The organism is Corynebacterium sp. DNF00584 (assembly GCF_001552965.1).
GTDB lineage: Bacteria > Actinomycetota > Actinomycetes > Mycobacteriales > Mycobacteriaceae > Corynebacterium > Corynebacterium phoceense.
The window spans coordinates 109,656-132,616 of record NZ_KQ959764.1 but is presented as its reverse complement, the minus strand read 5'-3'; the positions used below and the strand labels follow the sequence as shown (position 1 = coordinate 132,616).

Genomic DNA, 22,961 nt, shown 5'->3' with positions numbered 1-22,961 from the left:
TCAAGGCCCGGGGCTCCCGCTTAAATGGGAGGCTCGGGTCTTTGTTTATCTCCACTAGACTGGCGTCTAGTTTTCTTCGATTTTTAATTCCGGAAGGATTTCCATGGCACGCTTTATTGACCGCGTGGTGCTCCACCTGCAGGCGGGCGACGGCGGACACGGCTGTTCGTCCGTCCACCGCGAGAAGTTCAAGCCCCTCGGCGGCCCCGACGGCGGCAATGGTGGCCACGGCGGCGATATTGTGCTCGAGGTCTCCTCGCAGATCCACACGCTCATGGACTTCCACTACCGTCCCCACATCAAGGCCGGCCGTGGCGCGAATGGCGCGGGCGACTGGCGCAATGGTGCGCGCGGCGAGGACCTCATCCTGGAAATCCCCGCGGGCACGGTGGTCTATAACGACAAGGGCGAGATGCTCGCGGACCTTACCGTCCCGGGTACCCGCTTCATCGCGGCCGAGGGCGGCTTTGGCGGCCGGGGCAACGCGGCGCTGGCCTCCGCGCAGCGCAAGGCCCCGGGCTTCGCGCTGCAGGGCGAGCCGGGCGAGGCGCACGACCTCGTGCTCGAGCTTAAGTCCATGGCCGACGTCGGACTCGTGGGCTTCCCGTCTGCGGGCAAGTCCTCCCTGATTTCCGTGCTCTCTGCCGCGAAGCCGAAGATTGGCGACTACCCATTTACCACGCTGCAGCCAAACCTCGGCGTGGTCGATATGGGCTACGAGTCCTTCACCATCGCCGACGTTCCGGGCCTTATCCCGGGCGCCGCCGAGGGCAAGGGTTTGGGCCTCGACTTCCTGCGCCACATCGAGCGCACCGCGGTGCTCGCGCACGTCGTCGACGTCGCGACGCTGGAGCCGGGCCGCGACCCCATCTCCGATATCGAGGCCTTGGAGAAGGAACTGTCCAACTACCAGGATCTGCTGGAACAGGACACCGGCCTGGGCGACCTGCGCGAGCGCCCGCGCATTGTCATCCTCAACAAGGCGGATATCCCGGAGGCTCTGGAGCTTGCCGAGTTCCTCAAGGAAGACATTGAGAAGCAATTTGGCTGGCCCGTCTTCATCATCTCCGCCGTGGCGCACACGGGCCTGGACCCGCTCAAGTACAAGCTCCTGGAAATGGTGCAGCAACACCGTAAGTCTCAGCCCAAAGTCAAGGTAGACAAGGAACACACCATCATTCGTCCGAAGTCGGCGAAGAAGGGCCGCTTTGCGGACTTCACGGTGCGCAAGGATCCGGAGATCGATGGCGGCTTCATCGTCGAGGGCGAGAAGATCGACCGCTGGATTGTTCAGACCGACTTCGAAAACGACGAGGCCGTGGGCTACCTCGCCGACCGCCTGGCCAAGGCCGGCGTGGAGGACGAGCTGCGCGACCAGGGTGCGGTGGAAGGCTGCCCCGTCACTATCGGCGGCATTACCTTCGAGTGGGAGCCGATGACCGGCGGCAAGGCGACCAATGCCGGCCGCGGCTTCGACGGCCGCCTCCTCGGTACCGACCGTGTCTCCGCCGCAGAGCGTAAGCGCGCCTCGCAGGCACGCCGTGGTCTTATCGACGAATACGACTTTGGCAACGACGCAGAGGTCACCCGCGAGCAGGCAAACAAAGACCGCTGGCAAGGATAACGTGCCCTCTTGCCCGCCGAGCATAGGGGCGCCTGAGCGGAAGAGGTATGATTTCGCTTCATGAGCTATCCGCTTCCCTTAAGCCCCTTCGACGGCGAACCCATCGTGCCGGAGCACCATGCACCGCGTGGGCCATTGCAGTCGCCGCTGCGTGAGGAACTGAGCCGAGCGAAGCGAATTGTGGTGAAGATCGGCAGCTCTTCCCTCACTAAGGAGGACAGCTTCATCACCTCGACGGAGAAGATCAACCACATCGTCGACGCCATCGCGACGCGCATGGGCACTTCGGACATCATTCTGGTCTCCTCCGGCGCCGTCGCCGCGGGCATGGGGCCGCTGGGCTTGCAGAAGCGCCCCAGCGATCTCGCGACCAAGCAGGCCGCGGCCGCCGTCGGCCAGATTCACCTTGCCTACGAGTGGGGCGTGTCTTTCGCCCGCTACAACCGTTCCGTCGCGCAGGTCCTGCTTACCGCCTCCGATATTGGCGCCCGCGACCGCGCCCGCAACGCCCAGCGCACCCTCGATCGCTTGCGCCAGCTGCGCACGGTGCCCATCGTTAACGAGAATGACACCGTCGCTACCTCTGAGATGCACTTCGGAGACAACGATCGCCTCTCCGCGCTCGTCGCGAACCTCGTGGGCGCGGACGCTCTCTTCCTCTTCTCCGACGTCGATGGCCTCTACGACAAGAACCCATCCGAGCCCGGCGCCCGCTTTATCGAGGAGGTCCGCACGGGCAAAGACCTCAACGGCGTGACGGCCGGCGACGGCGGCCGCGTGGGCACCGGCGGCATGGCCACGAAGGTCTCCGCTGCGCGTCTGGCCACTCGCGGCGGCATTCCCGTCCTGCTCACCTCGGCCGACAATATCGACGCCGCGCTTGCCGATGCCTCGGTGGGCACCGTTTTCCATACCCGCGAGGAACGCAGGCTCTCCGCTTGGAAGTTCTGGGCCCTCTACTGCGCCGATACCGGCGGCGCCGTGCGTCTCGACGCCGGCGCGGTCAAGGCCGTGACCGCGGGCGGCAACTCGTTGCTCGCCGTCGGCATTACTGAGGTCATTGGCGAGTTCCACGCGGGCGAGATCATCGACATCATGGGTCCGGAAGGTGAGGTCATCGGCCGCGGCGAAGTACGTTTTGATTCCGCGGAGCTGCGGGGCATCCTGGGTAAGCAGATGGAGGAGCTGCCGGAATACCAGCGCCGCAGCGTTGTCCACGCCGACTACCTGTCGAACTACGCCTCCCGAATCTAGTCACTAGAAGCCAGAGAAAACCCAGGAAAAGACCATGAAATACGCCATGTTGCCGGAACAATGGGAAGAATCCGTCGAGACTTTGCGGGGAGCTGGCCATGAGCTCGCGGAGCTTTCCGATGCCGACTTCCTCATCTACAACGGCGACGGCTCGGACTTCCCGTTGCCACTGCCGGAGAACATCAACTTCGTGCAGATTCCTTCTGCAGGCGTAGATCATCTGCTCGACGTCATGAAGGAGACCGACGTTATCTGGTCCAACGCCGCTGGCGTATTCGATAACACCGTGGCGGAATCCGCCATCGCGCTGCTGCTCGCGCAGCTGCATGCCCATCGCTATGTCAACGACACCTTCTCCAACTACGATGAGGTGCAGGATCACAAGTCCTACCTGCACGAGGACAAGACTGTGGCGATCATCGGCGCCGGCGGCATCGGCAAGCGGCTCATCACGATGCTCTCTGGCTTTGGCCCGCGCATCATCGCCGTAAACCGGTCCGGCAACGCGGTTCCAGGCGCGGATGAGACCTATCCCATCTCCGAGGTGGACAAGGTCTGGCCTGAGGCCGACTACTTTGTGCTCATAGCGCCGCTTACTCCGCAGACCCATCACATGGTCAACAAAGACGTGTTTGCCCAGATGCCGAAACACGCGGTGGTGGTCAACGTGGGCCGTGGCCCGCTCATCAGTACCGAGGATCTTTTGGCAGCGCTGGACTCTGGCGAGATTGCCGGCGCAGCGCTCGATGTCACTGAGCCGGAGCCGCTCCCGGATGATCACCCGTTGTGGAAGGACCCGCGGGTGGTCATTACACCGCACATTGCCAATACCCGTAACTCGGTGCGCCGCCACTTGGGAGCACACACCGCAAAGGTGGCCGCGGCCTTTGAGGCTGGCGAGGAAATTCCTACCCGTGTGGATCCGAACGCTGGATATTAAAGTGTAAAAGCATGAACATAGACATTCGTGTAGGGGACGCCGAACGGCACAATACCCTACGCACACAATGCCCTAGACCTCCTCAGCACCCACTGCGCTAACGGTCTCATCGACATCAACGAGTTTGAAGACCGTATAGGAAAGGCGGCTGTTGCGCGTACCCGCGGCGAGATTGCTTCCCTCTTTGATGACCTTCCTGACAATCCAATTGTAGAGGTCGTTCGGTTCAAGGAATCGGAAGCGCAGGCCGAGCTCGACCGGCTGCAGCGCCGCGGAGGGTTAGTTCACCGAATCGATGCCGTCGTTTGGTCAGCGATGATGTTCCTCTTCTTCCTGGGTCTTTTCGTCTTTGACGACTGGGACTATTTTTGGCTTGGCTTACCGATTGCAGGTTTCGCCTCGTGGGGTGTCAGGGAGGCGGTCAAGCTCTCCGACGACGACGAAGAACTTTATAAGGAATTGAAAAAGAAAGGTGACAAAGACAGGGCCGAGCGCCTACGTCTGGCAGCCGAGCGCCGCAAGGAGCTGGGGCAGTAGTCCGCGGGGTCCGCGGGGCCGCGGGGGGGAGTGGCTGCGCGCTTGAGCTATAGCCGCGCGTGACATCCAGCGCGGATAACCATGCTGTTGGGGGTGGGTTTCTTTAAGAGGATGTTATTCAGCTTTAAAGTGACCTAAATCAAACTCGGGGGGACCATTTCCGGGTCTATGCGAGTGGTTGTATGCTCAAGCGTATTCCAATTAGCTAAGCCTTAGGTAACTTATCTATGGATTGACTGTGAGCAAAGGATTCTCTTTCATGACCCATTTCAACGTGCCCAAGTACTCCGTCCGCATTGCGGCAGCCACCCTGGCCATGCTCGCATCCGCGACTGCGTTGAGCGCGTGCAGCAACAGCGAAGACACCTCCGCGTCCACCGGCTCTACCGGCGCCGCGGGGGACACTGCTTTGGCCATCACTGACGTCGCCGGCCGCGAGGTCACCTTCGACAAGCAGCCTGAGCGTATCGTTCTGGGCGAGGGCCGCGGCGTGTTTGCTACCTCGATCCTCAACCGCGAGGATCCGCTCGAGCACGTCGTTGCACTCGGCAAGGACTTGCATGAGGCTGCACCCAGCTTCGAGTCCAAGTTCGCCGAAACCAATGCGGCGTACAAGGATCTGCCGACTATCGGCAACATCGCCAAGGGCGACGTAACCGTCGAAAACCTGCTCGCGCAAAAGCCGGACGTCGTGGTCATGACCCTCGACCACAAGAAGGGTGCGGAAAAGACCGGCTTCCTAGACAAGATGGATCAGGCCGGCCTGAAATACGTCTTCACCGACTTCCGCCAGAAGCCATTGGAAAACACCCCGAAGTCCATGGAGGTATTCGGCCAGCTCCTCGGCCAGGAGGACAAGGCCGCAGAGTTCAACAAGTTCTATACCGGCAAGGTAGATGACATCAAATCCCGCGCGGAAAAGGCAGGCAACAAGCCGCGCACCCTGGTCTGGCGCGCAGCGGGCCTGAAGGATTGCTGCTCCACGGTCAAGGACTCTAACCTAGGTGACCTGGTTAATGCCGCCGGCGGTGAGAACCTGGGCGATAGCCTGCTGGACACCGAGTCTGGAGACCTTACCGCAGAAAAGGTGCTTGCTGAGCAGCCAGAGCACATCATCGCCACCGGCGGCGCATGGGCCAAGAACCCGGAAAAGCCGGAGGTCCTGCCGCACGTGGAGATGGGTTACGCGGCCAAGGAAGAAAAGGCGCAGGAGACCCTCGAAGGCCTGCTCAAGACCCCGGGCTTTGATCAGCTTGAGGCCCCAAAGGAAGGCAACTTCCATGCTGTCTACCACCAGTTCTACGATTCGCCTTTCAACGTCTTCGCCCTGGAGCAGTTTGCCGTGTGGATGCACCCAGAAACCTTCAAGGACTTAGACCCAGAAAAAGACTTCGCTGACTTCCACGACAAGTGGCTGCCCATCGACTACAGCGGCGTTTTCTTCACCACCAAAGACGCACACAAGCACTAGAAAATGGCACTTTTGACCTCTTCTGATCGTTCGCAGACTGACCAGAAAACCGAAACCAACCAGGTAATCGCCGAGTACCGAAGCAATAACTTACGCAAGGTACTCACCATCGGTGGACTGGTGCTGGCGGCCTTCGTGGCCTTCGTTGTCGCCACGGTGGTCGGCCCGATTCACCTTTCCCCGATGGAGATGTTGCGTGGCATTTTCTTACCGGGCCAGGTGGATGAAACCACCCGCACGGTCCTGTGGAACCTGCGTCTACCGGCGTCGGTTATGGCCGTGCTCATCGGCGCCGCATTGGCGCTATCCGGCGCGCACATGCAGACCATTCTGGATAACCCTTTGGCCGAGCCTTTCACCTTGGGTATTTCCGCCGCCGCGGCTTTCGGTGGCGCGGCCTCCATCGTGTTGGGCTGGACCGTGCTGGGAAATCCGCAGTTCAATCTCGCGGCCGTCGCTTGGCTGTCGGCTCTCGTGGCTGTGGCCATCGTCGCAGGTGCGGCGGTGTGGCGCGGCGCTAGTGCGGAGTCAATGATTCTGCTTGGCATCGCCCTGGTATTCCTCTTCCAGGCGCTGCTTTCGCTGATGCAATACAGCGCCTCGACTGAGGCCCTGCAGCAGATCGTCTTTTGGACCATGGGCTCACTGCAGCGCGCGAACTGGGTGTCCAACCTGATCATCGCCGCCACCTTGCTCATCGCTGTGCCCTTCACCGTCTTCAACGCGTGGAAGCTCACGGCGCTGCGCCTGGGCGATGAGCGCGCGGCAGCGCTGGGCATCAACGTGCAGCGGCTGCGCGTTTCCACCCTCGTGGTGGCATCCTTGCTGGCCGCAAGTGCCGTTGCTTTCGCCGGAATCATTGGCTTCATCGGCTTGGTTGGCCCACATGTGGCGCGCCTTCTGGTGGGCGAGGATCAGCGTTTCTTCGCTCCGGCCTCCATGGCAGCGGGCGCGATGCTGCTGGCGGGTGCCCACGCGGTATCCATCACCATCATCCCCGGCGTTGCCGTGCCCATCGGCATCATCACCGCTCTTGTTGGCGTTCCTTTCTTCGTGCTGCTCATCTTCACCAAGAGGAGGATCAAGTGCTGAAAGTAGAACAAGCATGCGTGAACTTTGGTAAACGGGAGGTTCTAAAGGGCGTTGACCTCCCAGAACCAGGCCCCGGCACCATCGTCGGCCTTATCGGTCCGAATGCCGCGGGCAAGTCCACCTTGGTCAAAACCATCGCTGGCATCCAAAAACTAACTTCGGGTACGTGCGATACCGGTGATGCCACCGTGGGCTACGTGCCGCAGGACCTTTTGACCAGCGCCTCCCTGACCGCCTTTGAATCGGTGGTCATCTCCGCTAAGCGCGGCTCGGCCAACGCCTTGGAATCGGCGGTTGAGGCGCTCGAAAAGCTCGGCATCGTGCATCTCGCGCACCGCTACGTCCACCAGCTCTCGGGCGGCCAGCGCCAGCTCGTTGCCGTGGCGCAGATGCTGGCCCGCGAGCCGGATCTGATGCTGTTGGATGAGCCGACCTCCGCGCTCGACCTGCGCCACCAGGTGCATCTGCTGGATACCTTGCGCAAGGAGGTCTCCCGCGGGGCGGTGGCGTTGGTAGCTATCCATGATCTCAACCTGGCCGCGCGCTATTGCGATGAGCTCGTGGTTCTCCACGGCGGCCGCGTGCATGCCCATGGAACGCCCGCAGAGGTGCTGAACACCGAGCTGTTGGGTGAGGTCTATGGCATCCGCGCTCGAGTCATCGATGACGAAGGCGTGCCCATGGTCTGTCCTGTCGAGGCTAACTTCAGTAAGCTTGAGCCTCATGAGCCAACTCACTCGCGATGAAGAACGAGACCAAGTACTAAACCTGGCACGTCAGGCGAAGAAAGTTGCGCCGCGGTTCGCGCAGCTTTCTACCCCGCGCAAGAATGAGATTCTTCTGCGCGCCGCTGAAAACCTGGTGGCCCGCACCCCTGAGATCCTCGAGGCCAATGAGCGCGACGTCGCCGCTGGCCGCGCGGCCGGGATGAATGATTCTTTAATCGACAGGCTCTCGCTTGACGCCACGCGCGTCGAAGGTATCGCCGGCGGCCTGCGCCAGGTCGCCGCCCTGCAGGACCCAGTAGGGGAGGTACTGCGGGGCCACACCATGGACAACGGCATCCAGATGAAGCAGGTGCGCGTGCCGCTCGGCGTCATGGGCATGGTCTACGAGGCCCGCCCGAACGTCACGGTGGATGCCTTTGGCCTTGCGCTCAAGTCTGGCAACGTGCCGCTGCTGCGCGGATCTAAGTCCGCACGCAACTCCAACGAGCAGCTCGTGGAGATCCTCCAGGACACCCTTGAGCACTTCGACCTTCCACGCGAGGCAGTGCAGCTGCTGCCGTGCGAATCGCATGACTCGGTCCACGACCTCATCACGGCGCGTGGGCTTGTCGATGTGGTCATCCCGCGCGGCTCGGCGCGGCTGATCAACGCGGTGGTGGAGAACGCGACGGTCCCGGCCATCGAGACGGGCACGGGTAATTGCCACTTCTACGTCGATAAGAGCGCGGATGTGGACAAGGCGATTGCGATGGTCATCAATGGCAAGACGCGCCGGCCGTCCGTGTGTAATTCCACGGAGACGGTGCTCCTCGACGCGGCGCTGCCGGACGCGGAGAAGCTGCGCGTCATCGCGGCGCTGCAAGATGCGGGCGTGACCATTCACGGGCGCGTGGCGGAGCTTGAGGGCTTCGGAGTGAAGAATGCGCTCGAGGCGACCGAGGAAGAGTGGGCGAACGAGTCGCTGTCGCTGGATATCTGCGCCGCGGTCGTCGAGGGCGTCGATGGCGCGATTGCCCATATCGCGCGGTTCTCGACAGGCCACACGGAGGCCATCGCTGCGCAGGACGCCGATGTCCTCATGAAGTTTGCCAACGAGGTCGACGCGGCGGCGGTTATGCTCAACGCGTCGACGGCGTTCACGGACGGCGAGGTCTACGGCATGGGCGCGGAGATTGGTATTTCCACGCAGAAGCTGCACGCGCGTGGGCCCATGGCGCTGCCGGAGCTCACCTCGACAAAGTGGATCCTGCAGGGATCCGGACAGACGAGGCCGTAGATGAAACGCGTGCGCTGTGCGGTGGTAGTATCCGTGCTCTCCGCCGCCGCGGCAGCGGCAGCGGTGCCGGGGGCATCGGCAAGCGAGGTGTGCCCTGCGGTGACCATTGTCGCGGCGCGCGGCTCGGACCAGGACCCGGAGCACGGGGATTTCCTGGGACCCGCGCGCTATGGCGAGCGGATGTCCAACGGCTACGAGGGGCCGAATATCGCGGGCCTGCTGCACTTGGCGGAGGAGCGCCACCCGGGACTCTTCGACGACGCGGAGGTGCTGGGGCTCGACGAGCACACGTACCCGGCGGCGATGAACCTGCCGCCGCTCGCCAAGGACGGCGAGCGGCTTACGTCGAGCCAGACCACGGAGCGGCTGAGCAGCGTGCTCGAGGAGCATCCGCTGCCGGAGCTTGCGTATGGCACGACGGTGGGTGCGATTGACTCGGTGGTGCGGGGTGCGCGGAACGCGCCGGGCTTCTTGCATGCCCGGGAGGCCGCGACAGGGTGCCATCCTGACTATATCGTGGTCGGCTTCTCGCAGGGCGCCGTCATCGGCACGGCGCTGGAGCAGAAGCTGGGAGACCGCGTCAAGGGGGCGATGTACATGGGCAATCCGGTGCCGTGGCATTCGCCGAAGTCGGTGAACTACTGTCTGGGCGGGGACGTTATCTGCCGACCGACGGTGCCGAACGCGGTGGACGCGCTGCAGACCAAAATGGAAGTGCACGCTAGTTACTTTGAAACCCCACGCGTCACAGATGCGTACTTTGCTGACAGGCTGGCCGGATGGGTGAAAAATTCACAGGAAGTCCAACGTGCACATAGAGTTCCAAACCAGTAGGGTGTCCTAGCGAATAAGAAAATACTGGGAAGGTTTTCACGCCGTGTTTAAACACATTTCAGCCAAGTTTGGCTCTCTGGCGGCATCGGCAGCCGCTGCTCTCGCCCTCATTGCCGCTCCGGCGACCCTCAACGTACCGGAAGCGAAGGCAGACGTATGCCCGGCCGTCGTTGTGGTTGCGGCCCGCGGCTCCGGACAAAACAGCCAGATTTACCCCACGTGGTACTCTGCTGGCGCGCCGTACGCTTCCAACGGCTGGGAGGGCGAGACCATCCGCGCCATGTTGCGCACGGTGGAGTCGCGCTACCAGGCCACGCACGGCGGCGCGTCTGTCATGAATTCGGTCTACGTCCTGGGGCTTACGCCGCAGGACTACCCGGCGACGTACCCGGCCTACACGGTGCCGGATGTGGGACTGCCGCAGGGCATTGGAGACGTCATCGCCATCCTTGCGCAGTACGCCTCCCCGGTGTTGAACACAGCGATTTCCGCGGCCAACCAGTTCAACTACTCCGTGCAGACTGGCCGCAAGGGTGTTATGAACGCCATCAACGGCTACGAGCGCGCCTCCGGCTGCCGCCCGAAGTACATCCTCACGGGCTTCTCCCAGGGCGCGATGGTCCTCGCCGAGCACGAGAAGGAGCTCGCCGCTCGCGGTCAGCTCGCCGGCGCGGTCTACATGGGCAACCCCATGACGCGCAAGGGCGACCCCACCACGGTGGGCAACACCGCCACTGAGGGCGGCCCGCTGGGTTGGACCCCGCTCAACACGGTGACCGCGGCCGGCACGCCGAACCGCATCAACTACTGCCTGCCGCAGGACGGCGTGTGTGATACCTCCGTGGGCACGCTCATGGCCTCGCGCGGCAACGGCGGCAACCACGGCCGCTACTTCCAGTGGTGGTCCCAGTGGGATAACCAGGTGGCAGACGCCGTCGGCCGTTGGATCGACCAGGCGCGTTAGGCGGCTACCCCCAGCGGTTACAATGCCATCCATGACTGCACAGCGCATTGGCATCATGGGTGGCACTTTTGATCCCATCCACAATGGCCACCTCGTCGCGGCCAGCGAGGTCGCTCACCGTTTCGATCTCGAGCAGGTCATCTTCGTGCCCACCGGCCAGCCGTGGCAAAAGACCGGCGTCACGGACGCGGAGCACCGCTACATCATGACGACCATTGCGACGGCGTCCAACCCGCGCTTCCGCGTCTCCCGCGTGGACATCGATAGGGAGGGCGAGACCTACACGCTCGATACGCTTCGGGACATCGGCAAGCTCTTCCCGGGTGCCGAGCTCTACTTCATCACGGGCGCGGACGCCTTGGCCTCCATTACCTCGTGGCATGACTGGGAGCTCATGCTTGAGCTCGCGCACTTCGTGGGCGTGACCCGTCCGGGCTATGAGCTCACGAAAGACATGCTGCCGGCGGACGCCACAATTACGCTCATTGATATCCCCGCCATGGCGATTTCCTCCACGGATTGCCGCACGCGCGCGAAGGCCGGCCAGCCGGTGTGGTACCTCGTGCCGGACGGGGTCGTGCAGTATATGGCCAAGAACCATCTCTACCTTCCCAACCAGAACCGCGTGCTGGGCCTTAACTAGTGCTGAACTAGGAAAAATGGCCAGGCCGTGGGAAACTAGAAATAACCAATTCACGACCATTAGAGGAACACAATTGTCTATTACGGACACCGCCCGCCGCATGGCGGAGATCGCTGCGAAGGCCGCGGATGAAAAGCTTGGCGAGAACATCGCCGCCATTGACGTCTCTGACGTTCTTGCCATCACCGAGGTCTTTGTCATCGCGTCTGCGGAGACGGAGCGCCAGGTCGCCGCCATCGTCGAGGAAGTTGAAGACGAACTCACCGCCGCAGGCTTTGAGCCCAAGCGCCGCGAGGGTAACCGCGAAAACCGCTGGGTGCTGCTCGACTACGGCCACATCGTGGTCCACGTCCAGCGCGAGGGCGAGCGCGACTACTATGGCTTGGACCGTCTCTACCACGACTGCCCGCTCATCGACATCGAGGGCATTGAAACGCCCGAGCGTCCCGGCGAGTGGAGCAACGAGGTTAACACCCGCGAAGTCTCCGATATCGAGGACATCCCGCTTGCCGGCCCCGCGCCGGAAGACGAGGAAGAGTACTAAGCCATCATGTCCCGCCGCCTCATTCTGATCCGCCACGGTCAGACCACCTATAACGCCACTGGGCGCATGCAAGGCCACTTGGACACCGAACTGTCCGAGCTGGGCTACACGCAGGCCGAGGCGGCGGCACGTCTGCTCGCAGACAAAGGCATCACCCGCATCCTGGCTTCGGACTTGCGCCGGGCCGCAGAGACCGCGCGCGTCATCGGCGAGGCCTTGGGCGTGCCGGTGCTTTCCGATGCCCGCTTGCGCGAGACCAACTTAGGCGACTGGCAAGGCCGGCGTTCTGTAGACATCGATGAGGAGTTTCCCGGTGCGCGCGCCATATGGCGCCACGATCCCACGTGGGCACCGCCTGGCGGCGAGTCCCGTGTCGACGTCGCGCGCCGTGCACGTCCCGTCATCGACGAGCTCATGGAGTCCTACCCCGAGTGGAACGACCATGCCGTGCTCATCGTGGCGCACGGCGGCGCGATCTCGGCGCTCACCTGCCAGTTGCTGGGGCTTGAGGTCGCGCAGTTTGGCATGCTCTCAGGCCTGAAGAATACGCACTGGTCGCAGCTCACCGCGCGGCCGCGGTTTAATCCGGAGACGCCGCTGGCACCAGCCTGCTTTACGGAGACCAACGTCGCTGAGGCGACGTGGTACTTCGACGGCTGGAACATGGGCGCGCGCGTATCCGGCGACGGCGGGGCGGATATCTAGTGGCCGTACGCGTAGTCACTGACTCCTCCGCGGGTCTGCCGGCAGACATCTGCGAGGAACTCGATATCACGGTGCTCGACCTCCACGTCATGGAGTCCGAAGCCAAGGACGGACAAACGGAGACCTCGACCTCGGGGCTCTCGGCGTTGGAGCTCGCCGCGGCGTTTGGCCGCCAGATGGAGCGCGCCCACGACGATGGGGTAGTGGCTTTGCACCTGTCGCGCGAGCTGTCCTCCACGTGGTCCGCGGCCGTGACGGCTTCGGGCGTCTTCCCAGATACCGTGCGCGTCATCGACTCGGGGACCGCAGGCATGGTGCTGGGAGCTGCGGCGATGGCCGCGGCGCGCCTAGCGCAAGACGGCGCGAGCCTCGACGACTGCTACGACGCGGCCCAGAACACGCTCGACCGCGGGCGCACGTGGGTCTACGTCCACTCCACGGAGGAGCTGCGCAAGTCTGGGCGCATCTCCACGGCCACGATGGTGCTGTCCACGGCGCTGCTGGCCACGAAGCCCATTCTCGCGATCCAGAACGGCAAGCTGGAGCTCGTGGGCAAGACGCGCACGCAGACCAAGGCCTTTACCAAGCTCACGGAGCTCATCCAGGAACGCGCGCAGGGTGAGCCGTGCTTCGTGGCCATCCAGCACAACGAGGCGGAGGCCGCGGCGGAGACGCTGCGCGGGCTGCTTGAGCAGATGCTGCCAGCGGACTCGACGTTTATGGTCATGCCGCTAGGCGACGTCATGGCGGTCCACACGGGCCCCGGCGCGCTGGGCGTGTCCGTGGTCTTTAGCTGTGAGCAGGGGCCGGACCCGAAGCCTGCGCATAAGACGACGTTCGGGTGGAAGCCTCCGCAGAAGTAGTTTATTCTGGGCCGCATGGGCCAGAATGCGTCGCAGCGTTCGGGCGCGGGGAGGCTGGCTGACTTGCTGGCGCCGACGGGGGAAGAAGAGCTGCTCAACGTCGAGTATCCGCGCCCGCGCCTTCGCGTGCCTCTCATCCCCGCCGTCGTGGCGGGCCTCGTGCTCATCGCGGGGGTCCTGCTGTGGAACCAGCGGGAGCCCCAGCCGGTACCACTCGTGGCGCCGCATCCGTCTGAAACGGCGGGGGATTTCGTGGTCTCTGTGGTCGGCGAGGTCGACAATCCAGGGCTGGTGACGCTCACGCCCGGCGCGCGCGTGGCCGATGCGCTGGAGCATGCGCGGCCGCGGGAGGGCGCGAACCTCACGGATTTGAATCACGCGCAGCGCCTCGAGGACGGCCAGCAGATCCACGTGCGACCGGCGGGCGAGCCGGTCGCGCAGTCAGATGACGGCACCATTCATGTGAATTCCGCGACGGTGGAGCAGCTCATGACGCTGCAAGGCGTCGGCGAGGTGACGGCGCAGGCCATCGTGGATTATCGGGAGTCCATTGGGGGATTTAGCGATATTGCGCAGCTTGAAGAGGTCAGCGGCATCGGCCCCGCGAAGTTCGCGCAAATCTCGAAGCAGGTGTCGCTGTGAGGGAGCTGCGGCTGCTCCCCGCCTTCGCGATGGTGTGGGCAGTCCTCCTCTGGGGCCCGTGGGTTCTGCTCGCGGCGCCGCTTGCGTGGCGCTGGAGCCGCGGCCAGGTCGTCCTCATGGCGACGGCTGGCCTCGCGGCGGTGCTGCGCGACGTGCCCGCACCCGAGTCGTATGTGGGCACGGTCGTCTCCTCCGGGAAAGTCCTCGAGGTCGCACGGCCCGGCGCGGTGGACGCCCTCTTTACCGACGAGCGATTTCCGGATGGCACGCGCGTCGTCGTTGAGCACGGCGTCATCACGGCGCATGCGCCGCCCGAGGGCTGGTGGGCGTTCGCGGGGGCGGTGAAAGAACATTTCCGCGCGAAGGTCGCGGCACATACGGGGGCGGCGGGGCAGAATCTCATTCCGGCGATGGTCCTGGGGGACACCGAGCTGCAGTCGCACAGCGAGCTCTATGCGGACACCGGGTTGTCACATCTGAGTGCGGTGAGCGGGTCCAATATCTCGATTGTGACGACGACGGTCTTTGTCGCGGCGCGGCTGCTCGGCGCCGGTCCTAAGTTGCAGGTGGGGCTCGCGCTTTCGGCGATGGCGTTCTTCGTAGGGTTGGTGGGCCCGGAGCCGTCCGTGCTTCGCGCGAGTGTGACCGGTCTCGTCGGCTTGGCCGCCGTGGCGAACTCGGCGCGCATGCAGCCAGCGCACGCGCTGTGTTTAGGCGGGATCTTCTTGTTGCTCTACCGGCCAGACCTCGCGACGAACTTTGGATTCGCACTGTCCATGGCCGCGACTGCTGGGCTCATCGCGCTGTTCCCGGCGCTCTACCGAATGCTCGCCCCACTGCGGCTGCCGGACGTCGTGACGCGGGCGCTGGCCGTCGCGATGGCGGCGGATATCGCGACGCTGCCGTTGGTTGCGGCGATGACGGGGCGCGTCTCGCTCGTCTCGGTGCTGGCCAACGTGCTCGTCGCGCCGGCGGCGCCGCCGCTTACGGTCCTGGGACTAGCGAGCGTCGCGCTGCCGGGGCCTGTTCTCAACCTGGTGGAGCCGTTCGCGTGGTGGATTCATACGGTGGCCGTCACCCTTGATGGGCTGCCGCTGACCACCGTCGCCGCGGCGCCAGCGACCGTAGTGCTCGTCTATGGCTGGATCGTGGCCGGGCTTGCCTGGAGGCCCCGTGCGACGGTGGGGATTGTCGCGGTGGTGTTGGTGGCGGCATCGGTAGATTCGCGCACCGTGCTCACGGTGCCGACGGACGAAGATATCCCCGCGCACCCTGCGGCGGAGAAGATCGTCGTGCTCGAGAAGGGGCCGGCGCACGACTATCCGTCCGTGACGAAGGACGGGATTCCCGTCGAGTACCCTCACCGCCGCTAGAATGGCCGGTATGCCATCTCCCGTTCACCTCGTCATCGGCGACGATGAATTCCTTGCCGAGCGCGCCCGCCTGTCCATCCAGCATGGAGAAAAGAAGACCTTCAAGGCGAGCGAGATTACCGTGAGCGAATTGCTCGAGGCTACGAGCCCCTCGCTGTTCGCGGACGAGCGGACCATCATCATCACGGACGTGGAGAAGATCGGCGCGGAGCTGCAGAAGATCATTCTCAACGAATGCACGCAGCTCGCGCCCGGCATGACCATCATCGTCATGTACCACCTCGCCAAGAAGTCGGCGAAGAAGAAGATCCCGGAGTTCGCGAAGAAGCTCGCCAAGATCGCGGAGGTCCACGAGGCCTATGAGCTTTACACGAGCGACCTGGCGCCGTGGCTCACGCGGGAATTCCAGTCGCTGGGTGTGCGTCCTACCCCGGACGTCATCAAAGCGGTGCTCGACGGCGTGGGCTCGGACTTGCGCAAGCTGGCTTCGGCGGCTTCGCAGCTCGTCGCGGATACGGACGGCAACGTGACGCTGGAGGCGGTGCGCGATTACTATTCGGGCATCGCGGAGGTCGCGAACTGGGACATTGCGGACGCGGCGGTCGCCGGCCAGGTGGGCACGGCGGTGGCGACGTGCCGCCGCGCGCTGCAGCTGGGCGCGGAGCCGATTCTCATTGCATTTGCGCTGTCTTCCAAAGTGACGGCGCTTGCGCGGCTCTATGACCAGCGCGGCGACCAGTTCACGTTGGCGAAGCAGACGGGGCTCAATCCCTTCGTGGTGAAGAACAGCATGCGTGTCGCGCGCGGCTGGAGCGGGGATAACATCTCAAAGGCCGTCATCATCGTGGAAGAACTCGCCGCGACGACAGTGGGCCAGGGCGGCGATCCCGCCTACGAGGTGGAGGCGGCCGTCCGCAGGATTGCGGAGCTGGCGGGCTAGACTGATTCTCCGTGGAAAACAACACAGAAGAATCAGTGGAAGAATTCGCCTCCAAGCTTTTTGATATGGCGCGCCACGGCGACCCTACGCTTATCGAGTACGTGAAGCAGGGCGTCAACGTCGACTTGGTCAATCAGGACGGCCAGTCCTTCCTCATGCTCGCGTCCTACAACGGACAGCTGGAGCTCACCCGCGCGCTGCTCGAGGCGGGTGCGAACCCGAATCTGCTGAACGATCGCGGGCAGTCGCCGCTGGCGGGCGTCATCTTTAAGAAGGAAGAAGCGATTATTGACCTGCTCGTTGAGCACGGCGCGGACCCGTTGGCGGGCCAGCCCACGGCAGTGGATACGGCGCGCATGTTCGGTCGAGACGACCTCGTGGAGCGTTTCGCCCAGTGAGCCTGAGCGCGTACCTCACCGTTATCGTCGCCAACCTGCTCGGCGCGCTGTCGCCGGGCCCGGACATCATCCTCATTCTGCGCACGGCGACGCGCTCGCGTCGCCATGCGGTGGCCGCGGCCTTCGGCATCCAAGTGGGCGTACTCATGTGGGTCTCGCTCACGGTGCTGGGTGCGGCGGCGCTGCTCACGGCGTTCCCGGAGATTCTCGACGCCGTGCAGATCGTGGGCGGCGGCTGGCTCCTCTGGATGGGCCAGGGTTTGGTCCGCTCGGGCTGGGAGAACCGCACCTCGCCGCCAGTGGGTCTGGCGGAGGCCGCCGCCGCGCTGGGCACGGTGCGCCACACGTTCGTGCAGGGGCTCACCACGAATCTGTCGAATCCGAAGATCGTGTTGTTCCTCGCCGCGCTGGTTGCACCGCTGTTGCCGGCGCATCCGAGCGTGGGCACATCCGTCGCCCTGATCCTGGGGCTGGCGTGGAGCTCGCTCGCACTCTTCTTGGTGCTGAGCTTCGTGGTGTCCACGCGGGCGGTGCGCCGCAAGATGCTCGTGGCAACACCCTTTATCGACTTGGGCGCCGGTCTCTTCTTCCTCGCGGCCGGCGCGGTGCTGGTCGTGCGTGGAGTGACTGCACTGGTTTAGCTATTTCGCGGCCAGTGCCTCCGCGACGCGCACGAGCTGCTTGGGATAGTCCTTCTTGCCCGTGCGCACCTCGAGGAAGACGAGGCCGGGGTGGGCCTTCGTCTTCTCGAAGGCGGCACCCAGCTCGTCGAGCGTTTCCGCCTTGAGTGTGAGGCCGAAGTCGCCTGCGCCGAAGAAATCGAGGGCCTTCGACCAATTCCACGCGGGGATGTCGTTGTAGTACTGGTCCTCGCCATGGATGGCGCGCTCAACGGAGTAGCCATCGTTATTGACGAGCAGGATGACGGCGGGGATGCGCTCGCGGATGAGCTGGCCGATTTCCTGGATGGTGAGCTGCGCGGAGCCGTCGCCGATGAGCAAGACGGGCCGCCGGCGCGGCTCGGCGAGTGCGGCCCCCAGGGTGGCGGGCAGCGTGTAGCCGATGGAACCCCACATGGGCTGGCCGATAAAGACCGTGTCGCTGGGGAAGTGGTGGGCGGCCAGTCCGAAGAAGGAGGTGCCCTGCTCGGCGAGGACGAGGTTGCCAGGGGTGAGCGCCTCGGACAGTGCGCACCAGAGCTGGGACTGGGTAAGTTGTGCAGAGTCTGCGACGGCCTCGGCCTCGGGCGCGCCGGTGGGCATGTACTCGGGTTTCAGGTCCGTGATGACTTTCTCGAGGATATCGATGGCGCGGTGCATGCTCAGCGGGGTGTAGGCATTCTTGCCGATGAACGCCGTGTCGCGGCGGACGTCGATCTGGTGGGACTGCTCGATCTTGGTGGTGAAGCCCGCCGTGATGTTGTCGGTGAAGTCCACGCCAAGGGTCACGAGCGCGGTGGCATCTTCGATGGTGTGGCGGCAAGACTCATAGGAAGCCGCGCCGGCGTAGATGCCTGCGAAGTTGGTCTCCTCCTCGTTGACGACGGTCTTGCCCCAGCTCAGCGTGGCGACGGGGACTTTGGTCTTCTCGAGGAAATCTGCGAGCCGGTCTTGAGCGCCGAAGCGGTGCACGAGGACATCGGCAAGCACGGCAAGCGTGCGGCCGGGCAGGAAGGCGCGCAGGTCGCGCTCGAAGTCGCGGGCGGCGGCCTCTGAGTCGTGCTGTTCGATAAGGGGCAGGGGACCGGTGGGCGGCTCGGTGGGAGTCTCCGCGACGTCTGCGGCGAGGTGAATGACGCCGGGCTTGCGCTGGAAGAGGACTTGGACGATGAGGTTATCGATCTGCGCACGGGCAGTTATGGCGTTGAGGTCCTCCGCGATGCAGGAAATCTCGCGGTCGATGCGGTAGAACTTGCCGATGTCCCCGTCGCCCAGCGTGTGATGGATCTTGGCGCGGGAGGCCTGGAGCTCCTTGCGCGGGGCACCGACGATGTGGATGACGGGCACGTGCTCGGCGAAGGAACCGGCGAGCGCATTCGTGGCGGAGAGCTCGCCCACGCCAAACGTGGTGAGGAACGCGCCGATCCCACGGAGACGGGCGTAGCCGTCTGCCGCGTAGCCGGCATTGAGTTCGTTAGAATTGCCAACCCAGCGGACCGTGGCGTGATCGACGACGTGATCCAAAAACTTGAGGTTGAAATCGCCTGGGACGCCAAAGAGCTCGGTTACTCCGACGCTGGACAGACGGTCAAGCAGATAATCCCCGATGGTGTACATGGGTCTTTCTCCTTCGTGTCAGGTGAGTGCGGTACCTCACACTGTAGAAGAAAAGTGGTTCAAAAGTTACGTACGAGGACCTCGTCGACCTTGCCGCGTTTCGAGGCGACGGAATTGATGGCGCGGTTCGCGCCGACGGTCTCCACCGTGTAGTCAGCGTAGAGCTCCGCAATAAAGGGCGTAGCCGAGTTAGAGAGCAGGAACTTTGCGCCGTTGTAGTCGAGTTCGTCGCACGCGAGCTTCAGCGCGATTTGGTCCGCGTGGCTAAACCCGCCCGACTGGTACCCCGTGAAATTGCTCGTGGGGGTGACCGGATCGTAGGGCGGATCGAGATAGACGAAGTCGCCCTCGCCTGCGCCCTTCAAAACTGCGTGGTAGTCGCCGTGGAGGAGCGTCACGTCATTGCCGCGGAGGTAGCGCGAGACCGCCTGCAGGGTCTTATCGTCGCAGATGGCCGGGTTCTTATAGCGACCGAACGGCGCGTTGAACTGCCCGGCGTTGTTGACGCGATAGAGCCCGTTGTAGCACGTCTTGTTGAGGTAGATGGTGCGGGCGGCGCGGGAGACACTCGAAAGCTCGGCAAAGCTTGAGGAGCGGTCGAGGCCGCGCAGCTCGTAGAAGTAGTCCTCGTTGTTGGGGTAGGTCTTCAACAGCGCAATGAGCTCGTCGACGTGGTCGCGCACGACCGTGTAGACGGTGATGAGCTCGCTGTTGAGATCCCCCGCGATGGCCTGCTGTGGCGCGAGGCTAAAGAGCACGGCGCCGCCGCCGAGGAAGGGCTCGCGGTAGCGCTCAAACTCCGGCACGACCGCGCGGATGGCGGGCAGCAACTGGCGCTTGCCGCCGACCCACTTGAGGAGCGGCTTGAGGGAGGACGTCATGGAGAAAAATATACTGGACGAATGTATGTTCGACTCTATAGGCAAAAAGAAAGGCGGCCTGAGCCGCCTTTACTTTTTAGTTACGCCATCTTGTTGAAGGCGTTGGCCATACCCGACTTCTTGTTCGCGGCGTTGTTGCGGTGGAACACGCCCTTGGAGACGGACTTGTCCAGAGCGCGGGAAGCAACGCGGAGCTGCTTCTCGGCACCAGCCTTGTCGCCAGCCTCGACGAGAGTGCGGAACTTGCGGATCTCGGTGCGGACGGCGGAGCGGACTGCCTTGTTGCGCTGGCGAGCCTTCTCGTTGGTGATGATGCGCTTCTTCTTGGACTTGATGTTTGCCATTGAAATTACCTCTTGGGAATCGAAATGATTACTGTTAGCGACTTACCCCGCACGGACATGTCCCGATTTCTCTCGGCGCGAGTGTTCGAAGGGCGAACCCAAGGTCCTGCTCGTCCCGACTCGCGCGCCACGGTGCGTGGAAGCAACCTGAGTAGCTTAGCAGAGAACCTATCCCCAGTGGTAACGGGACCTGAGCCGGTTGGCAATCCGCTCGAAGCGGCGCTCCGGGAAGAGCGTGCCTTGGCGGCGGACTTGCTCCTCCGCGATCTCCAGGACCCGGTCGAGGCGAATCCAGCATTGACGGCCTTGCTCGTCCCACTCGCCCGAGCCGATGGGCAGCCAACAGTCGTCCGTGGAGTGGTCCGGGTTGGGGGAGATGAGAAGCCCCAGAATGGTTGCGCGCGTCCTGCCTACGACGAGGACCGCGCGTTCTTGCGGGGGAGTCGTCGGCGTCCACACCCACACGACCTCACCGGAGTCAGCCTGGCCGTCCATATCGGGGGCAAAGAAGATGGAACGCGCGCGGGATTCGGTCTTCTCAATCCGAATCTTCGCGGCCTTGCGGATGGTCGCGCGGCGTCCGTGCAGGCCAATGCGGTCATTAATGCGGCGCAGACCGGTGTCCAAGGGGTGGGCCTCGCGAATGGACAATGCCCTTTTAATTCGCGTCCATCCGGTTGGGTTCGCGCTCGTCATGTCGACTATTCTAAACCCATGTCTAAAAACTTTGCGGCCACTACGTTTACGGATCCAGCCCGAATCCGAAACTTCTGCATTATCGCCCACATCGACCACGGCAAGTCGACGCTGGCTGACCGCATCCTGCAGCTGTCCCAGGTCGTAGAGGAGCGCGACATGCGCGACCAGTACCTGGACAACATGGATATTGAGCGCGAGCGCGGCATCACCATCAAGGCGCAGAACGTGCGCCTTCCCTGGATCCCCCGTTCGGGTCCCTTCGAGGGGCAAGAGATCGTCATGCAAATGATCGATACCCCCGGCCACGTGGACTTTACCTACGAGGTCTCCCGCGCCCTCGAGGCGTGTGAGGGCGCCATTTTGCTTGTCGATGCCGCCCAAGGCATCGAGGCTCAAACCCTCGCGAACCTCTACCTGGCGATGGAAAACGACCTGGAAATCATCCCGGTCCTCAACAAGATTGACCTCCCTGCGGCTGACCCCGAGAAGTACTCCCTGGAGATCGCCAACATCATTGGCTGCGAGCCAGAGGATGTTCTGCGCGTCTCGGGCAAGACGGGCGAGGGTGTTGACGCATTGCTTGACAAGGTCGCCGAGCTCGTTCCCGCTCCGACCTCCGATTTCGGTCCGGACGCCCCCGCGCGCGCCATGATCTTCGACTCCATCTACGACACCTACCGCGGCGTCGTCACCTACATCCGTATGGTCGACGGCACGCTCAAGCCGCGCCAGAAGGTCACCATGATGTCCACGGGCGCCAACCACGAGCTGCTCGAGGTGGGCATCGTCTCGCCGACCATGCAAAAGTGCGAGGGCCTCGGCCCCGGCGAGGTTGGCTACCTCATCACCGGCGTAAAGGACGTCCGCGAGACCAAGGTCGGCGATACCGTCACCTGGGCCTCCGGCGGCGCCGAGGAACCTCTCGAGGGCTACGCCGATCCTAAGCCGATGGTCTACTCCGGCTTGTTCCCCATCTCCCAGGCCGATTTCCCGGACCTGCGCGACGCGCTGGAGAAGCTGCAGCTTAACGATGCCTCCTTGACCTATGAGCCCGAAACCTCCGTCGCCCTTGGCTTTGGTTTCCGTTGCGGCTTCCTGGGTCTGCTTCACATGGAAATCACCCGTGACCGCCTGGAGCGCGAGTTCGACCTGGACCTCATCTCCACCGCGCCGTCAGTGACCTACCGCGTGGTTGGCGAGGATGGCGCCGAGCAGATCATCCACAACCCGTCAGACTGGCCGGAAGGTAAGCTCCGCGAGGTCTACGAGCCGGTAGTGAAGACCACCATCATCGTGCCAGCGGACTTCGTGGGCCCGACCATGGAGCTGTGCCAGTCCAAGCGCGGCCAGATGGGCGGCATGGACTACCTGTCTGAGGACCGCGTCGAGCTGCGCTACACCATGCCGCTGGGTGAAATCATCTTCGACTTCTTCGACCAGCTCAAGTCCCGTACCAAGGGCTACGCCTCCCTCAACTACGAGGACGCTGGCGAGCAGCTCGCGGACCTCGTCAAGGTCGATATCCTCCTCAACGGCGACCCTGTCGACGCCTTCTCCGCCATCGTCCACCGCGACTCTGCGCAGTGGTACGGCAACAAGATGACGAAGAAGCTCAAGGAGCTCATCCCACGCCAGCAGTTCGAGGTGCCGGTCCAGGCCTCCATCGGCTCCAAGGTCATCGCGCGCGAGAATATCCGCGCGATGCGCAAGGATGTTCTGGCCAAGTGCTACGGCGGCGATATCTCGCGTAAGCGCAAGCTGCTCGAGAAGCAGAAGGCCGGTAAGAAGCGCATGAAGTCCCTCGGTTCGGTCTCCGTTCCGCAGGAAGCCTTCGTCGCAGCGCTGTCCACCGACGACGACTAAACCGTGTCACCTCCAAGCCCGCCCTCGTGGCGGGCTTTTTCTGTCCAGCTTTGGGTTTATGGCGCCTTGA

At 63.5% G+C, this 22,961-nt stretch carries 24 protein-coding genes and 1 pseudogene; 21 read left to right on the top strand and 4 right to left on the bottom strand.

Features of this window, described 5'->3' with window-relative positions:
- Positions 1-103: 103 nt before the first annotated feature.
- The 20 genes and pseudogenes from obgE (at position 104) to HMPREF0307_RS09890 (ending at position 17,469) form a co-directional block, all read left to right on the top strand.
- On the top strand, positions 104-1,624 hold the full coding sequence (gene obgE, locus HMPREF0307_RS09980) for a GTPase ObgE (protein WP_066492509.1): 1,521 nt from the start codon (positions 104-106) through the stop codon (positions 1,622-1,624).
- A gap of 60 nt (positions 1,625-1,684) precedes the next feature.
- On the top strand, positions 1,685-2,878 hold the full coding sequence (gene proB / locus HMPREF0307_RS09975) for a glutamate 5-kinase (RefSeq protein ID WP_082723318.1): 1,194 nt from the start codon (positions 1,685-1,687) through the stop codon (positions 2,876-2,878).
- A 34-nt stretch (positions 2,879-2,912) separates the two neighbouring features.
- Complete coding sequence (locus HMPREF0307_RS09970) at positions 2,913-3,818, top strand: D-isomer specific 2-hydroxyacid dehydrogenase family protein (RefSeq protein WP_066492505.1); 906 nt, start codon at positions 2,913-2,915, stop codon at positions 3,816-3,818.
- A gap of 51 nt (positions 3,819-3,869) precedes the next feature.
- Positions 3,870-3,956: pseudogene (locus HMPREF0307_RS13590) on the top strand (hypothetical protein); the annotation flags it as partial.
- Between the two features lie 177 nt (positions 3,957-4,133).
- Positions 4,134-4,355, top strand: a complete 222-nt coding sequence (locus tag HMPREF0307_RS13355; protein ID WP_231725152.1) for a hypothetical protein — start codon at positions 4,134-4,136, stop codon at positions 4,353-4,355.
- A 259-nt stretch (positions 4,356-4,614) separates the two neighbouring features.
- Positions 4,615-5,826 (top strand): ABC transporter substrate-binding protein, encoded by a 1,212-nt coding sequence (locus HMPREF0307_RS09960; protein ID WP_066492503.1) that lies wholly within the window; start codon positions 4,615-4,617, stop codon positions 5,824-5,826.
- Between the two features lie 3 nt (positions 5,827-5,829).
- Positions 5,830-6,918 carry a FecCD family ABC transporter permease gene (locus HMPREF0307_RS09955; protein ID WP_005528313.1) on the top strand — a complete coding sequence of 363 codons (1,089 nt, stop codon included), beginning with the start codon at positions 5,830-5,832 and terminating at the stop codon, positions 6,916-6,918.
- Complete coding sequence (locus HMPREF0307_RS09950; RefSeq protein ID WP_046646211.1) at positions 6,912-7,664, top strand: ABC transporter ATP-binding protein; 753 nt, start codon at positions 6,912-6,914, stop codon at positions 7,662-7,664. The genes HMPREF0307_RS09955 and HMPREF0307_RS09950 overlap by 7 nt, the downstream gene beginning before the upstream one ends.
- Positions 7,642-8,922, top strand: coding sequence for a glutamate-5-semialdehyde dehydrogenase (locus HMPREF0307_RS09945; RefSeq protein WP_066492502.1), 1,281 nt, complete (start codon positions 7,642-7,644; stop codon positions 8,920-8,922). The genes HMPREF0307_RS09950 and HMPREF0307_RS09945 overlap by 23 nt, the downstream gene beginning before the upstream one ends.
- Entirely contained in the window at positions 8,923-9,756 is an 834-nt protein-coding gene (locus tag HMPREF0307_RS09940; protein WP_066492500.1) for an alpha/beta hydrolase family protein, read from the top strand. It abuts the gene before it with no gap.
- A gap of 43 nt (positions 9,757-9,799) precedes the next feature.
- A complete protein-coding gene (locus HMPREF0307_RS09935; RefSeq protein WP_066492499.1) occupies positions 9,800-10,720 on the top strand; it encodes a cutinase family protein in 921 nt (306 codons plus the stop codon).
- A 31-nt stretch (positions 10,721-10,751) separates the two neighbouring features.
- On the top strand, positions 10,752-11,363 hold the full coding sequence (gene nadD / locus HMPREF0307_RS09930) for a nicotinate-nucleotide adenylyltransferase (protein ID WP_066492495.1): 612 nt from the start codon (positions 10,752-10,754) through the stop codon (positions 11,361-11,363).
- Positions 11,364-11,436: 73 nt separating this feature from the next.
- Entirely contained in the window at positions 11,437-11,907 is a 471-nt protein-coding gene (gene rsfS, locus HMPREF0307_RS09925) for a ribosome silencing factor (protein ID WP_066492492.1), read from the top strand.
- A 6-nt stretch (positions 11,908-11,913) separates the two neighbouring features.
- Positions 11,914-12,612, top strand: a complete 699-nt coding sequence (locus HMPREF0307_RS09920) for a histidine phosphatase family protein (protein WP_066492490.1) — start codon at positions 11,914-11,916, stop codon at positions 12,610-12,612.
- Complete coding sequence (locus HMPREF0307_RS09915; protein WP_066492489.1) at positions 12,612-13,475, top strand: DegV family protein; 864 nt, start codon at positions 12,612-12,614, stop codon at positions 13,473-13,475. The genes HMPREF0307_RS09920 and HMPREF0307_RS09915 overlap by 1 nt, the downstream gene beginning before the upstream one ends.
- Before the next feature lie 15 nt (positions 13,476-13,490).
- Positions 13,491-14,117, top strand: a complete 627-nt coding sequence (locus tag HMPREF0307_RS09910) for a ComEA family DNA-binding protein (RefSeq protein ID WP_066492487.1) — start codon at positions 13,491-13,493, stop codon at positions 14,115-14,117.
- The gene (locus HMPREF0307_RS09905) at positions 14,114-15,490 is read left to right on the top strand and encodes a ComEC/Rec2 family competence protein (RefSeq protein ID WP_066492483.1); all 1,377 of its coding nucleotides are present in this window, start codon (positions 14,114-14,116) and stop codon (positions 15,488-15,490) included. Before HMPREF0307_RS09910 ends, HMPREF0307_RS09905 begins: the two co-directional genes overlap by 4 nt.
- A gap of 1 nt (position 15,491) precedes the next feature.
- Positions 15,492-16,430 (top strand): DNA polymerase III subunit delta, encoded by a 939-nt coding sequence (gene holA, locus HMPREF0307_RS09900; RefSeq protein WP_066492480.1) that lies wholly within the window; start codon positions 15,492-15,494, stop codon positions 16,428-16,430.
- A gap of 65 nt (positions 16,431-16,495) precedes the next feature.
- Positions 16,496-16,828 carry an ankyrin repeat domain-containing protein gene (locus tag HMPREF0307_RS09895; protein WP_066492529.1) on the top strand — a complete coding sequence of 111 codons (333 nt, stop codon included), beginning with the start codon at positions 16,496-16,498 and terminating at the stop codon, positions 16,826-16,828.
- Positions 16,825-17,469, top strand: coding sequence for a LysE family translocator (locus tag HMPREF0307_RS09890; RefSeq protein ID WP_066492478.1), 645 nt, complete (start codon positions 16,825-16,827; stop codon positions 17,467-17,469). Before HMPREF0307_RS09895 ends, HMPREF0307_RS09890 begins: the two co-directional genes overlap by 4 nt.
- Here the strand turns inward: HMPREF0307_RS09890 and HMPREF0307_RS09885 are convergent, their stop codons facing one another.
- From HMPREF0307_RS09885 to HMPREF0307_RS09870, 4 genes are all read right to left on the bottom strand, one after another.
- Positions 17,470-19,104 carry an alpha-keto acid decarboxylase family protein gene (locus HMPREF0307_RS09885; protein ID WP_066492475.1) on the bottom strand — a complete coding sequence of 545 codons (1,635 nt, stop codon included), beginning with the start codon at positions 19,102-19,104 and terminating at the stop codon, positions 17,470-17,472.
- A 59-nt stretch (positions 19,105-19,163) separates the two neighbouring features.
- A complete protein-coding gene (locus HMPREF0307_RS09880; protein WP_066492472.1) occupies positions 19,164-19,985 on the bottom strand; it encodes a DNA adenine methylase in 822 nt (273 codons plus the stop codon).
- An 80-nt stretch (positions 19,986-20,065) separates the two neighbouring features.
- Positions 20,066-20,329: a 30S ribosomal protein S20 gene (gene rpsT, locus HMPREF0307_RS09875; RefSeq protein WP_066492470.1), complete on the bottom strand. Its 264-nt coding sequence runs from the start codon at positions 20,327-20,329 to the stop codon at positions 20,066-20,068.
- Positions 20,330-20,497: 168 nt separating this feature from the next.
- On the bottom strand, positions 20,498-21,025 hold the full coding sequence (locus HMPREF0307_RS09870; protein ID WP_066492468.1) for a type II toxin-antitoxin system PemK/MazF family toxin: 528 nt from the start codon (positions 21,023-21,025) through the stop codon (positions 20,498-20,500).
- 18 nt (positions 21,026-21,043) lie between these two features.
- Here HMPREF0307_RS09870 and lepA point away from each other — a divergent pair, with 18 nt between their 5' ends.
- Positions 21,044-22,891 carry a translation elongation factor 4 gene (gene lepA / locus HMPREF0307_RS09865; protein ID WP_066492466.1) on the top strand — a complete coding sequence of 616 codons (1,848 nt, stop codon included), beginning with the start codon at positions 21,044-21,046 and terminating at the stop codon, positions 22,889-22,891.
- Positions 22,892-22,961 lie beyond the last annotated feature (70 nt).